Annotated in this window: 13 protein-coding genes; 8 read left to right on the top strand and 5 right to left on the bottom strand. The window is 71.3% G+C overall.

Going from position 1 to position 13359, the window contains the following annotated elements:
* Nucleotides 1-278 (top strand): RNA-guided endonuclease InsQ/TnpB family protein (locus tag ABT294_RS26695; protein ID WP_350808990.1); only part of this gene is annotated, 278 nt, incomplete at its 5' end.
* Between the two features lie 38 nt (nucleotides 279-316).
* On the opposite strand, the gene ABT294_RS26690 is transcribed toward ABT294_RS26695, so the two are convergent.
* The 4 genes from ABT294_RS26690 to ABT294_RS26675 all read right to left on the bottom strand — a co-directional run bounded on the left by ABT294_RS26690 (nucleotide 317) and on the right by ABT294_RS26675 (nucleotide 3285).
* Entirely contained in the window at nucleotides 317-862 is a 546-nt protein-coding gene (locus ABT294_RS26690) for a dihydrofolate reductase family protein (RefSeq protein WP_350808989.1), read from the bottom strand.
* Nucleotides 863-963: 101 nt separating this feature from the next.
* Nucleotides 964-1608 carry a response regulator gene (locus ABT294_RS26685; protein WP_350808988.1) on the bottom strand — a complete coding sequence of 215 codons (645 nt, stop codon included), beginning with the start codon at nucleotides 1606-1608 and terminating at the stop codon, nucleotides 964-966.
* Nucleotides 1599-2684 (bottom strand): sensor histidine kinase, encoded by a 1086-nt coding sequence (locus ABT294_RS26680; RefSeq protein WP_350808987.1) that lies wholly within the window; start codon nucleotides 2682-2684, stop codon nucleotides 1599-1601. Before ABT294_RS26680 ends, ABT294_RS26685 begins: the two co-directional genes overlap by 10 nt.
* Entirely contained in the window at nucleotides 2668-3285 is a 618-nt protein-coding gene (locus ABT294_RS26675; protein WP_350808986.1) for a DedA family protein, read from the bottom strand. The genes ABT294_RS26680 and ABT294_RS26675 overlap by 17 nt, the downstream gene beginning before the upstream one ends.
* Before the next feature lie 103 nt (nucleotides 3286-3388).
* On the opposite strand from ABT294_RS26675, the gene ABT294_RS26670 reads away from it, so the two are divergent.
* Complete coding sequence (locus ABT294_RS26670; RefSeq protein WP_350808985.1) at nucleotides 3389-6118, top strand: SCO1167/SCO6262 family helicase; 2730 nt, start codon at nucleotides 3389-3391, stop codon at nucleotides 6116-6118.
* Complete coding sequence (locus tag ABT294_RS26665) at nucleotides 6115-7224, top strand: SWIM zinc finger family protein (protein WP_350808984.1); 1110 nt, start codon at nucleotides 6115-6117, stop codon at nucleotides 7222-7224. Before ABT294_RS26670 ends, ABT294_RS26665 begins: the two co-directional genes overlap by 4 nt.
* Nucleotides 7225-7273: 49 nt before the next feature.
* On the opposite strand, the gene ABT294_RS26660 is transcribed toward ABT294_RS26665, so the two are convergent.
* Nucleotides 7274-7936, bottom strand: a complete 663-nt coding sequence (locus tag ABT294_RS26660; RefSeq protein WP_350808983.1) for a GntR family transcriptional regulator — start codon at nucleotides 7934-7936, stop codon at nucleotides 7274-7276.
* Between the two features lie 188 nt (nucleotides 7937-8124).
* Here ABT294_RS26660 and ABT294_RS26655 point away from each other — a divergent pair, with 188 nt between their 5' ends.
* From ABT294_RS26655 to ABT294_RS26635, 5 genes are read left to right on the top strand one after another with little or no spacing between them, the layout of a single operon-like run.
* Nucleotides 8125-8874 carry a sulfite exporter TauE/SafE family protein gene (locus tag ABT294_RS26655; RefSeq protein ID WP_350808982.1) on the top strand — a complete coding sequence of 250 codons (750 nt, stop codon included), beginning with the start codon at nucleotides 8125-8127 and terminating at the stop codon, nucleotides 8872-8874.
* Nucleotides 8875-8877: 3 nt separating this feature from the next.
* Nucleotides 8878-10281 (top strand): amidohydrolase family protein, encoded by a 1404-nt coding sequence (locus ABT294_RS26650; protein WP_350808981.1) that lies wholly within the window; start codon nucleotides 8878-8880, stop codon nucleotides 10279-10281.
* A complete protein-coding gene (locus ABT294_RS26645) occupies nucleotides 10281-11528 on the top strand; it encodes an MFS transporter (RefSeq protein ID WP_350808980.1) in 1248 nt (415 codons plus the stop codon). Before ABT294_RS26650 ends, ABT294_RS26645 begins: the two co-directional genes overlap by 1 nt.
* 3 nt (nucleotides 11529-11531) lie before the next feature.
* On the top strand, nucleotides 11532-12245 hold the full coding sequence (locus ABT294_RS26640) for a fumarylacetoacetate hydrolase family protein (protein WP_350808979.1): 714 nt from the start codon (nucleotides 11532-11534) through the stop codon (nucleotides 12243-12245).
* Entirely contained in the window at nucleotides 12232-13140 is a 909-nt protein-coding gene (locus ABT294_RS26635; RefSeq protein ID WP_350808978.1) for a polysaccharide deacetylase family protein, read from the top strand. The genes ABT294_RS26640 and ABT294_RS26635 overlap by 14 nt, the downstream gene beginning before the upstream one ends.
* Nucleotides 13141-13359: the final 219 nt, after the last annotated feature.

Below are 13359 nucleotides of genomic sequence, written 5' to 3'. Positions count from 1 at the left end.
AGGCCGGGCTGAACAAGAGCATTCTGGACGCGGGTTGGGGGGTGTTCCTGGGCATCCTCGCGCACAAGGCTGAAAGCGCCGGTCGAGAGCTGATCCCGGTGAACCCCGCCAACACCTCCCGCACCTGCCCGCAGTGCGGGCACGCCAGCGGAGACAACCGCAAGGTCCAAGCCGACTTCGCCTGCGTGGCATGCGGGTATACCGCCAACGCGGACGTGGTCGGGGCGAGCAACATCAAGAGGGCCGGGCTGGTCCTCCGAGACGCCAGCGCGGCGTAGCGAGAAGCCCCCTCGTTTACGAGGGGGAGGAGTCACGGTCAGGCCCTTTCGTAGGTCAGGTCGAGCACGCCGGTGCTGAAGGTCTTGGACGTGGTGAGCTTGAGCGGGATCTGGCCGTAGGCGCTGTCGAACAGTCGCTTGCCGCTGCCGATGACGATCGGGTGGACGAGCATGTGCAGCTCGTCGAGCAGGTCGTCGCGCAGCAGCGAGGTGACCAGGGTGGCGCTGCCGGTGATGCCGATGTCCTTGCCGGGCTGCCGCCTGAGCGCGTCGAGCTCGTCGGCGAGATCGCCCTTGAGCAGGGTGGTGTTCTGCCAGTCGGCCGTCTCCAGGGTGGTGGTGGCGACGTACTTGGGCTTGTTGTTCATGATGTCGGCCAACGGGTCGGTGGCCGGGTCCTGGTTGGGCCAGTGGGCGGCGAACTCCAGGTAGGTCTGGCGTCCGAGCAGCATCGCGTCGGAGCTCTCCATGAGCGCGCCGACCGACTGGCCCATCTCGTCGTTGAAGTACGGGAAGTGCCACTTCTCCGGGGACTCCACGACGCCGTCCAGCGAGATGAACAGCCCTGCGACGATCTTCCTCATCGGTCTCTCTCCTGCGTGCATCGTCTTGCGAGGTGCCCTCAGCGTCGCACCGAAAAATAAAATTGTCAAGACAGTCGCAGCTGTCGGAGGTGAAGCAGAGGTCACGACTCCAGGAAGCGGAGGACGGCCAGCACGCGGCGGCTGTAACCGGTGGTGTGCGACAGGCTCAGCTTGTCGAACAGCGAGTTGACGTGCTTCTCCACCGCGCTCTGCGACACGTGCAGCTCCTGGGCGATCGAGGCGTTGGTCAGCCCCTGCGCCATGCGCTCCAGCACGTCGCGCTCGCGCGGCGTCAGCGTGGCCAGCGGGTCGGTGTGCGAGGTACGGGCCAGCAGCTGGCGCACCACCTCCGGATCGAACGCCGCGCCCCCGGCCGCCACCCGGTCGAGCGCGTCGAGGAAGTCCGCCACCTGCGCGACCCGGTCTTTCAGCAGGTAGCCGACGCCGTCCACGTCCCCGCTCATCAGCTCGGTGGCGTACTTCTTCTCCACGTACTGCGACAGCACCAGCACCCTGACTCCGGGCCAGCGCCGCCTGATCTCCAGCGCGGCGCGCAGGCCCTCGTCGGTGTGGGTGGGCGGCATCCGAACGTCCACCACCACGACGTCCGGGACGTGCGCGGCCACCGCCTCCACCAGCGCCGTGGCGTCGCCCACGGCGGCGGGCACCTCGTGCCCCTCCTCGGCCAGCAGCCGCACCAGGCCCTCGCGCAGCAGCGTCGAGTCCTCCGCCAGGATCACCCGCACGGCAGCTCCGCCCCGATCGTCGTCGGACCGCCCGGCGGGCTGTCGACCTCGAACCGGCCGTCGAGCGCCGCCACCCGGCGGGCCAGCCCCGACAGGCCGCCCCCGGACGCGATCGCCCCGCCTGTGCCGTCGTCACGCACCCGTACGACGATCATCATCTCCTCCCGGTGGACGTCCACGGTCACCAGCGTGGCCTGGGCGTGCTTCGCGGCGTTCGTCACCGCCTCGCTGACCACGAAGTACGCGGCCGTCTCCACCTCCATCGGCGGGCGGGCGGCGAGGTCGCAGCGTACCTTGACCGGCACCCCGGCTCGCTCGGCCAGCCCGGCCAGCGCCTCCCCCAGCCCGAAGGAGTCCAGCCCGCTCGGGTACACCCGCCAGGCCACCTCCCGCAGCTCGGCCAGCGCCTGCTGGGCCTCCTCGTGGGCCTGTTCCAGCAGTTCGGGGCGGCCCCGCCGGGACCGTCCGATCAGCATGGACAGGGCCACCAGCCGCTGCTGCAGCCCGTCGTGCAGGTCCCGTTCGATCCTGCGGCGCTCGGAGTCGACGGCGGCGACGATCCCGGCGCGGCTCTCGGCCAGCTCGGCGATCCTGCGTTCCAGTGCCGCGGTCGGATCGGGCCCGAGCATCCGCAGTGCCAGCCGCCGCTCCAGCGCGTGCACCCCCGCCACGCCGGACAGGTCGAGGAACAGCAGTACGCCCCCGCCGACGGCCGCGTAGAGCAGGAGCGCCGGGGAGGCCGACATCCCGTCGAAGGTCTCGCCGGTGCCCCACGCCCACGCGATCCGCGCGCCCACCACCAGGCCGATCACCAGCAGCGCCACGACCAGCCCGCCCAGCACGCCGACGGCCGCCCGCGACGCCAGGTAGGGCACCGCCCGGCCGGTGTCGAGCCTGACGAGGTCCAGGCGCAGGCGGCGGGCTTCGAGCAGGGCCAGCCGCCCGGCCGCCGCCCGCACGTTCGGCCGGCCCGCCAGCGGCAGCGTCACCAGCAGGAACGCCAGCTCGACCAGGGCGCTGAGCGAGCCGAGCGTCACCGCGGCGAGCTGTCTGAGCCCTTCAGTGGCGGTTCGCATGACGCCCCTTGCGCCGCTCCGACAGCCGGACGCCGACGAAGGTCAGCACCGCGAGCACGACCACCCCGATCACCACGTTCGTGCCGATGCCCACGTAGGACTCCACCAGCGACCAGTTCTCGCCCAGGAAGTATCCCGCGAGCACGAAGACACTGTTCCACAGGGCGCTGCCCGCGGTCGTCAGCAGGGTGAAGGTGAGCAGCGGCATGCGTTCCACACCCGCCGGAATGGAGATCAGGCTGCGGAAGATGGGGATCATCCGGCCGAAGAACACGGTCTTCCTGCCGTGCCGCAGGAACCACGCCTCGGTCTTCTCGATGTCGGACGTCTTGACCAGCGGCAGCTTGGCGGCGATCGCGAGCACCCTGTCGCGTCCGAGCAGGGCGCCCACCCAGTACAGGGCGAGCGCGCCCACCACGGAGCCGATCGTGGTCCACAGCAGCGCGTCCAGCAGGTCCATCTGGCCGCGGCTCGCGGTGAAGCCCGACAGCGGCAGGATCACCTCGCTCGGCAGCGGCGGGAACAGGTTCTCCAGCGCGATCGCGATGCCGGCACCCGGCGCGCCGAGGGTGTCCATCAGGTCAACAACCCAATCAGTCATGTCCCAGAGGCTATGAATGATCGGAGTCGGGCGTGAATGAGGCGGGCGTCCGGATCGCGCCTGTGGTAAACCACACCCCCGCCGTACCGTACACTGTACGGCCGTGAGCTCACTGACGGACCTGACCCGGCTGCCGGTCGTCTTCCAACCCGGCGACCCGCCCAGGAGCGGCCACCTGGCCTTCCTCGACCCCGACGGCGAGGCCACGGTGAACGTCGCCGAACCGCACGACGGGCAGGTGCGCCTGCGCGCGGCCGCGGCGACGACCGTACCCGTCGCCGAGGCGGTCGCGGTCCTCGCCAGGGCTCGCGCCGACGCGGACGCGCACCCGGCGGCCCGCTTCTGGGGCGCCGCGGCGCTGGTCGCCCTCCAGCTCGTCACCCGGGGCCGCATCCTGCCCGGGGTGACGGCGGGCGACTTCGACGCCTGGCGCGCGGGGCCGTTCGACGCGGCCGACGTCCAGCGCATCCGCGAGCTGGCCGACGCCATGCCCGCCTCGGCGCGGGCCGTCCCGCTCGACACGGAACCCGAGCGTCACGACGCGGTGCTGCTGCCCGACGCGGAGACCTGCGTGCGGGCCTTCCTGGACGCGGTGGCCGACGCGATGCCGCGCTCGCCTGGAGCGGTGCGCGCCACGGGCGGCCAGGCGTTCGCGGCCGTCAAGCCGGTGAAGGTGCCCCACCTGCGCGGCTGGGCGGAGGAGGTGTCGGCCGGGCTCGACTCGGGAGTGCGGCTGTCGCTGCGGCTGGAGTCCGCCGACCCGGCCACCGCCGACTTCCGCGCGGTGGCGCAGCTGCACAGCCTCGCCGACCCGTCCCTGGTGGTGGACGCCGCCGACCTGTGGGACGGGCGCGACCCCGGGCTCGGCGGCCGGGCCAGGATCGACGCCACCCTCGCCATCCGGCGCGCGGCCGGCGTGTGGGCCCCGCTGGGGCGGCTGCTCGACAGCGCGGTGCCCGACGAGCTGGTGCTGTCCGACGGCGAGGTGGAGGAACTGCTCGCCGGGGCCGCCGAGCGGCTGTCCGCGGCCGGGGTCGAGGTGCACTGGCCCAGGTCCATGGTGCGCGGGCTGAGCGCGCGGGCCGTCGTCGGCGAGCGTGACCTGGCACCGTCCGACCTGCCGTCGTTCCTCGGCGGCGAGCACCTGACCAGCTTCGACTGGCAGCTCGCGCTTGGCGGCGAGCGCCTGACCGCCGCCGAGATGGACGCCCTGGCCGAGGCCCACCGCCCGGTGGTGCGGCTGCGCGACCAGTGGGTCCTCATCGACCCCGACCTCGCCCGCAAGGCCCGCCAGCGCGACCTGAAGCCGCTGACCGGCCTCGACGCGCTGGCCGCCGCGCTGACCGGAACCGTCGAGATCGACGGCGAGCAGGTGGACGTCCACCCCACCGCCTGGCTGGAGGAACTGCGCGACCGGCTGGCCGAGCCGGAGCGGATCGACGCGCCCGACGGGCTGGCCGCGCGGCTGCGCGACTACCAGCTCGAGGGGCTGCGCTGGCTGGCCAGGATGACCTCGCTCGGCCTCGGCGGCTGCCTGGCCGACGACATGGGCCTGGGCAAGACGATCACCCTGATCGCGCTGCACCTGCACCGCCGCGGCACCGGGCCCACGCTGGTGGTCTGCCCGGCGTCGCTGCTGGGCAACTGGGAGCGGGAGATCTCCCGCTTCGCGCCCGGCGTGCCCGTCCGGCGCTTCCACGGGTCCAACCGCGCCCTGGCCGACGACGGGTTCGTCCTGACGACCTACGGCACCATGCGGCTGGACGCGGCCAAGCTGGGCGCGCACCCGTGGGGCCTGCTGGTGGCCGACGAGGCCCAGCACGTCAAGAACCCGTCGTCCGGCACCGCCAAGGCGCTGCGCGAGATCCCCGCCGGCGCCCGCGTCGCGCTGACCGGCACTCCCGTGGAGAACAACCTGTCGGAGCTGTGGGCCATCCTCGACTGGACCACCCCCGGCCTGCTCGGCCCGCTCGCCCGCTTCCGCTCCCGGTGGGCCAGACCCGTCGAGGGCGGCGACAGCCAGGCGGCCGAGCGGCTGGCCCGGCTGGTGGGGCCGTTCCTGCTGCGCCGCCGCAAGTCCGACCCCGGCATCGCCCCCGAGCTGCCGCCCAAGACCGAGACCGACCGCCCGGTGGCCCTGACCACCGAGCAGGCGGGGCTGTACGAGGCGGTCGTGCGGGAGATCATGACGCAGATCGCCGAGTCGAGCGGCATGGCCAGGCGCGGCCTGATCGTCAAGCTGCTGACCGCGCTCAAGCAGATCTGCAACCACCCGGCGCACTACCTGCACGAGGCCGAACCCCGGCTGGCCGGCCGGTCCGGCAAGCTGGAACTGCTCGACGAGCTGGTCGACACCATCGTCGCCGAGGACGGCGCGGTGCTCGTGTTCACCCAGTACGTCGCCATGGCCCGGCTGCTGGAAAGGCACCTCGGCGCCAGGGGCGTCGCCACCCAGTTCCTGCACGGCGGCACGCCCGTGCCCCGCCGCGAGGAGATGGTCCGCCGCTTCCAGGACGGGCACGCCCCCGTCTTCCTGCTGTCGCTCAAGGCGGCGGGCACCGGGCTCAACCTCACCCGGGCCGACCACGTCATCCACTACGACCGCTGGTGGAACCCGGCCGTGGAGGACCAGGCCACCGACCGCGCCTACCGCATCGGCCAGACCAGGCCGGTCCAGGTGCACCGGCTGATCGCCGAGGGCACGATCGAGGACCGCGTCGCCGCGATGCTCGCCGCCAAGCGCTCGCTGGCCGAAGCCGTCCTGGCCGCCGGAGAGGCCGCCTTCACCGAACTGACCGACGCCGAACTCGCCGCGCTGGTGGAGCTGAGATGAACGCCGTCAGAGGATTTCCCGCCTTCCCTCCGCAGCGCGCCGGAGCCCGGTTCGCCACCTCCTGGTGGGGCCGCGCCTGGGTGAAGGCCCTGGAGGACACCAGTCTCGACCAGGGCCTGCTCCGCAAGGGCCGCGCCTACGCCAAGACCGGGCAGGTCGGACCCATCGCCGTCAGCCCCGGCCGGATCGCCGCCGTCACCGAGACCGAGTACGACACCGTCGTCCGGGTCGAGCAGCTGACCGACGCCGAGTGGGAACGCTTCCTCGACCAGGTGGCCGCCAAGGCCGGGCACATCGCCGCGCTGCTCGATCGCGACATGCCGCACGAGCTGGTCGAGGCGGCCGAGGACGCCGCCGTCCCCCTGCTGCCCGCGGTCGGCGACCTGGAGCCGGAGTGCTCCTGCCCCGACTGGGGCCACCCGTGCAAGCACGCCGCCGCCCTGTGCTATCAGACGTCCTGGCTGCTGGACGCCGACCCGTTCGTGCTGCTGCTGGTGCGCGGGCGCGGCGAGCAGGACCTCGTCGAGGCGCTCCAGCGGCGCGACCTGCCCGTCCGCGCCGCACCGGGCGTTCCGGCGGCGGAGGTGTTCGCGCTGGGCGTGCCGCCGCTGCCGGCGCCTCCGCCGCTCGACGTCCCTTTCTCGCCGCTGCCGCTGGAGCCCGCTCCGGGCGTGGACGTGGCCGCCCTGAAGGTGCTCGCCGCCTCGGCCGCGTCCCGGGCTCGCGAGGTGCTGGTGTCGGGGCGGCTGCCCGTCCTGACCGAGTACCAGGACCGCGTCCGGCTGGCCGCCGCGCACGACCTCGACCTCGGCTTGGAGGCGGCCGTCCGGGCCTGGCGGTACGGCGGCGCTGACGGCCTCGACGCGCTGGAGACCTCCTGGACGCCGCCCAAGCAGGACCTGGCCAGAGCCCAGGCGCTGCTGGAGTCCGCCTGGGAGGGCGAGCAGCCGCCACGGCTGGAAACCTGGCGCAACCGGTGGACCCTCGGCACCCTGCAGCTCCGCTACGGCCGCGACGGCCGTTGGTACCCGTTCACCCTGCGCGAGGGCGAGTGGTGGCCGGCAGGCCCGCCCGACAGGGACCCGTCGGCGCTGTTGCCCGCCTGACGGGGACGGCCGGAGCAGCCGTGCACCCCGGGACCGACAGGACCGATTCTCAGGTGGCCGGCCGATAGGCGCGACCGGCCGCCTCGATGTGCGTCTTGGCCGCGCGCCGGGCGGTCTCCGGGTCTCCGGCGCGGATTCCGGCGACGATGGCACGGTGCTGTTCGGTGATCGCGCCCGCCCAGTGCGGGTCGTCCAGGTTCGCGACGGTCGTGACCGCGATTCGGTCCCACACCCGGTGCAGGGCATCCTCGAGGAAGGCGTTGCCGGCCGCTGCTCCGATGGCGCGGTGCAGGGCCAGATTCGCTTGCGCGGATGCGCGGGGGTCGTGTGCCTTCACGGCGATCTCGATCTGGTCCACGGCTCGGTCGAGCGCGTCGACCTCGACGGGTGCAAGCTGGCCCTGCGCCTGCCGCTTGGCCGCCAACTCCGCGGCCAGCGCCTCGAGGTCGGCGCGCAGCACGAACAGCTGTTCCGCCTCTTTCGAGGTCAGCGCCGCGACGGCGACCCCTCGGGCCGCCGGGATGACCAGCCCTTCGGCCAGCAGTCTTCCGATCGCCTCGCGTACCGGAGTCCGGCTGACTCCCAGGTCCGCGGCCAGGGCGGTCTCGGTGAGCCGCTGGCCGGGCGCGTATTCGCCATCTGAGAACCTGTGGCGCAGGGCGACATACACCGCGTGGGCGCTGCCGGGCTGTGAGTCCGATGAGATCGCCATTTGATCAGTATACGCTGCATGCAAGTCGGCCGGCCTGGAGGCGCCGAGGCCGGGGCGCTCTCGGGTGCGGCGGCTTCCCATGGCAGTTGTGGCCGGTGAAGCGCCTGCGAACGTCGAGTGAACCCTTGACATGCATTGCATGCAGTGGATACTTGGTACCCAGATGTGAGCGCGAGGCAAGGAGAGCCGTGCTGGACCCCCTGCGATTGACCGCCCTCGCCGTTGCGGGCTTCCTGGCCGGTGCCGTGAACGGGGTCGCCGGCGGCGGCTCGTTGATCTCGTTTCCCACACTGCTGGCCATGGGCTACTCGCCCGTGGCGGCCAATGTCACCAGCGCGCTGGCCACCCTGCCCGGCTATGTGGGCGGGCTGGTCGGGTACCGAGACGAACTGGCCATGGTCGGCCCGAAGGTCCGGCAACTCGCCGCGGTCAGCGTCGCCGGCGCGGCGTGCGGGTCGGCGATCCTGCTCGGCGCGCCGGCGGAGCAGTTCCGATCCGTCGTCCCGATTCTGGTCCTCGTGTCCGTCATCGCCCTGGCCCTGCAGGGCATGGTGGCGGGACGTCTCGACAAGGCGAAGGCCGCCGGCGGCGGCCCCGGGCTGCTGATCGGCCAGTTCGCGGTCTCGATGTACGGCGGTTACTTCGCCGCGGGACTCGGCGTGATGATGCTCGCCGTCCTCGGCACCTTCGTGGCCGCGGACCTGCACCGGCTCAACGCCCTCAAGGGCGCCCTGTCACTACTCGTCGGCGCGGTCTCCGCGCTGTGCTTCACCATGTTCGGGCCGGTGGAATGGATTCCTGTGGCCGTGATGTCGCTCACCGGTCTTGCGGGTGGCCGAAGCGGAGTGGTCCTCGCCCGGCGCGTGCCACCCCGATACCTTCGCTGGCTCATCGTCGGCGTCGGTCTCGTCCTGTCCGTCGCACTCTTCGTAAGGTAACCAATGCGCCAACGACACGACCTGCTCATCGTGGGCACGCACGTGATCTCGATGGACTCTGCCATCGGGGACCTTCCATCCGCCGACATCCTCATCCGCGCCGGTCAGATCATCGCCGTCGGCCCGCACGACGCGGACCGCGAGGCCGGGGACGTGCAGATCATCGACGCGGTCGGAACGGTGACCCTTCCCGGGTTCGTGGACACGCACTGGCACCTGTGGAACTCGCTCCTGCGCGGCACGGTCGGCGACCGGCCCGGAACGGACTACTTCACGGTCAAGCGCGCGCTCGCGCCGCATTTCGAGCTGGAGGACTTCTACTGGGCGGCCCGCCTCGGGCTGGCCGAGGCGATCAGCGGTGGCATCACCACGGTGCACAATTTCGACCACAACGTCCGCGGGCCTCAGGACGCTGACGCCAACATCCAGGCACATCTGGACTCCGGCCTGCGCGGACGCTTCTCCTACGGTCCCCCCGACTCGGCCGCCCCAGGCAGCACGAACGACCTCGACGACCTGGCGGCGCTGCGGGCGCGCTGGCCCGGTGACCGTCTCGACGGCCGGCTGGACTTCGGCGTCGCCCTGCGCGGCCCTTACCGCACCCCTCCGGAGGTGTACGAGCGCGAGTGGGCGGCGGCGCGGTCGCTCGGCCTGCCGATCACCATGCACTGCGACCGATGCCTGCGCGAGGAAGGCTGCCGCAGCTGCGGCCTGGTCCGCCTCGAAGAGCTCGGACTGCTGGGCGAGGACGTGCAGATCGTCCACGCCGTCCACGCCGGCGAGCAGGACATCCAGGCCCTGGCCCGCACCCGGACCCGGGTGTCGCTGAGCCCGATCACGGAGATGCGGACCATGGGCTTCCCGTTGCTCACGGAGCTCCTCGAAGCCGGCGTGCAGGTGTCGCTCTCCCTGGACACGCTCGCCATGCCGACCAGTGCGGACATACTCGGGCACCTGCGCACGATCATTTCGGTCGAGGCCGCCCGCACCGGCTCCGGCACGGTCACACCGCGCAGGCTGCTCCAGTTCGCGACGATCGACGGCGCCAAGGATCTCGGACTGCAGGAGCGCGTAGGTTCGGTTACCCCCGGCAAGCGCGCGGACCTCGTGATCCTGCGCTCGTCCGACATCAACCTGGTCCCTTCCGGCGACCCGGTCGAGGCGCTGGTCTACACCGGCCAGATCGACAACATCGACACCGTCATCGCCGACGGCCGGATTCTCAAGCGACACGGACGGCTTGAGCAAGCCGACGGCGCGGCGGATCCCGTCACCGTGTCCGCGGCCCGCCGCGACGCGCTGCTGCGCAGAGCCGCGGCGGCTGGAGACTGGCCCGCCCGCGCCACCAACCCCCCGTCCCAGACCATCTCGGATCCACCGACGACCGCAGATGAAGGAAGTCCATGATGAGCACCACCCCCCACCCCACCCTGCCCTCCCCAAGGGAAGCCCTGGCCCCCAGAGCCGCGGTCGCGATGTTCGGCCTGCTGCTGCTGGCCTACGCCGTCAACGCCATGGACCGCATGGTCTTTCCGATCCTGCTCGTCGAGGTACGCGGCGAGTACGGCTTCAGTCTCGAGGCGGCCGGACTGCAGGCCACCGTGTTCGCCATCGGAATGGGGTTGGCGGGCCTGCCCGCCGGACGGCTCCAGCGAACGCTTGGGCGCAAACGGACGATCGTCGCCGGCACCGTGGTGTTCTCGATCGCGACCGCCCTGACCACCGCCTCGATCGGGTTCACCGACATGGTGCTGTGGCGGGTGCTCTCCGGAGTCGGTGAGGCGCTGCAACTCGCGATGATCATCGCCGTGGCCTCGAGCGCGTTCCCGGCCCGTCGCGGCGTGGCCATCGGCAGCGTCAACGTGGCCTTCGCCGCCGGGGCGGTCATCGGCCCGTCGCTCGGCAGCAGCCTGCTCGAGAGTCACGGCACGTGGCGGGCGCCGATGCTGGTGTTCGCCGCCATCGGCGTCGCCCTCGCGCTGGCCATCGTGGTGCTGGTGTCGCCGCGATTCACGGAGGCCGACTCGTCGGCGGACTCGCCGCTGCACATCGGTGGCGCGGACACGCTCCTGTCCCGCAACCCACTCGTGCTCGCCGTCATCGTCGCGCTCTTCGGCCTTGCCGACTTCGCCTTCATCGGCCTGTACGCCAGCTATCTCCGTGAGCAGCTGGACTTCACCCCTGGCGGGGCCGGATTCGTCATCGGGTTGTCCGGGCTGGCGGCGTTCGCCTCCCCGCTCGGCGGCTACCTGGTCGACCGGTGGAGTCCGCGGATCGTGCTGCCGGCTCTCAACCTCGGTGTCGCGGCGTCCGGGTGCGCCCTGTTCCTCGGCCCCGGCTCAACGGCCTGGCAGGCGACCTTCTCGTTCCTGTTCGGACTCTTCGCGAGCAGCGGCGTGTACGTCGCCGCTGCCAGCTACCTCGTCAAGTCCGTCAACAGCGCGATCGTCAGCCGCGCGGCCGGACTGTTCGTCACCTGCATCTATGTCGCCGCGGGCGTCGCCGGGCTGCTGTTCAGCCGCCTGGTGTCGGCCACCGACTGGATCACGGCGGGCATGGTGCAGATCGTCGGCTTCTCGTTGGTCGGTGCCGTCCTCGCTCTCACCCTGCGCCCGCACCTGTTCAGCAAGACCACTACGACCCAGGATCACTGACCCATGACCGAACCCGTGCTCTGGCAACTCGCCCAGACTGCCCTGCCCGTTACCGGAAGGCCGGAGGCCTTCCCCGTCCGCCGCGTCTACTGTGTCGGGCGCAACTATCTCGACCACATCCGGGAGATGCGGGAGGGCGACGAACGCGACGACCCCTTCTTCTTCCAGAAGCCGACGGACGCCGTCGTCCCCGACGGCTCCACCATCCCCTATCCGCCCCAAACCGGAGATCTGCAGTTCGAGGGGGAACTCGTCGTCGCCATCGGCGCGGCCGGGTCCGACATCAGTTCGCAGGACGCGCCAGGGCACATCTTCGGGCTCGCCGCCGGCATCGACCTGACCCGGCGCGACCGGCAGCGAGACTGCCGCGACATGGCGCACCCCTGGGAGGCCGGCAAGTCCTTCGATCACTCCGCGCCCTGCGGCTCCATCCTGCCCGTCGAGAAGGCCACCTCGACCCTGTCCGGGGAACTGCGGCTGAGTGTCAACGGCCGCCAACGGCAGCACACCAGCCTGGGCCTGATGATCTGGAACGTTCCGGAGATCATCAGTCACCTGTCCCGCTCCTACCGGCTGATGCCCGGCGATCTGATCTACACCGGAACTCCGGCCGGCGTCGCCGCCGTGCACCCCGGTGACCGGATTCGCGTCGAGATCACCGGCCTGCCCGCCCTGACCGTGACCATCAGTGAAGGAGACACCCATGCGTCCCAGTGAACGGCTCGAGTACGACCCCATCGAGGGCCGCGCCGCGCTCACCTTGCCCGATGGCGGGCGCATGGTGGTCTGGGTCATCGTCAACGTGGAGACCTGGTCCGACACCGATCCCATGCCCCGGACCGTCCTGACCCCTCCGGCTGGTGGCATCCCCGCACCCGACGTCCCCAACTGGGCCTGGCACGAGTACGGCAACCGGGTCGGCTTCTGGCGCATGCTCCGGTCACTGGACCGCCAGGGTGTGCGAGCCTCCTTGGCGATCAACGGGCAGGCCGTCGAGCACTATCCGCAGATCGCGCGGGCGGCGCAAGATCGCGGATGGGAGTTCATCGGTCACGGGTTCACCCAGAAGAACATGCAGAAGGTCGAGGACGAGCGAGCCGACATCCGGGCCACCACCCGGGCGATCGAGTCCGCGATCGGTGTCCGGCCGCGGGGCTGGCTGGGCCCCGGACTGACCGAGACCTGGGAGACGCCGGACATCCTCGTCGAGGAGGGTTACGAGTACGTGTGCGACTGGGTGCTGGATGACCAACCTGTGGAGCTCGCCACCCGGACCTCGCCCATCGTCAACATTCCCTACACCCAGGAGTGCAACGACGTCGCGATGATGCTGATCCAGCATCATCCGGCTCGCGAGTACTTCCAGCGGGCTGTCGACCAGTTCGACCAGCTCTATAGGGACTCTGCCGAGTCTGCCCGGGTCATGGCGCTGGTCGTTCACCCCTACATCATGGGCGCACCGCACCGCCTGAGGTACTTCGAGCAGGCCCTGCAGCACATCCGTGCCCATCAGGACGTCGAGTTCTGGACCGGTGAGCAGATTCTCGACTGGTACCGCCAAGCCCGCCCCACACCACTGCCGTCAGAGCACGACTCCTTGGTCGTGCGCTAGCGAGCCTCGGCGTCCCGTTCGCCCGGCGCGCTCTCGCCCGTGCGGAAGGCGCAGTTGACGGGTCCCGCCCGATCAAGGTGATCGGGCGGGATCCCGTTCCCGCGACAGCTCTACTCTGAGCTGTTCCGGGGGCTGTTCGACGAGGCGGCCGGTTCGTGCGCCCGGGGACTGGTGAACAGGTTGCGGACGGCCGACGAGATCATGCTGGCTCTGGACAAC

The sequence above is a fragment of the Nonomuraea sp. NPDC000554 genome (assembly GCF_040300065.1).
Lineage (GTDB): Bacteria > Actinomycetota > Actinomycetes > Streptosporangiales > Streptosporangiaceae > Nonomuraea.
Note: the sequence above shows the minus strand (reverse complement) of the source record. Positions and strands in the feature narration are given on the sequence as shown.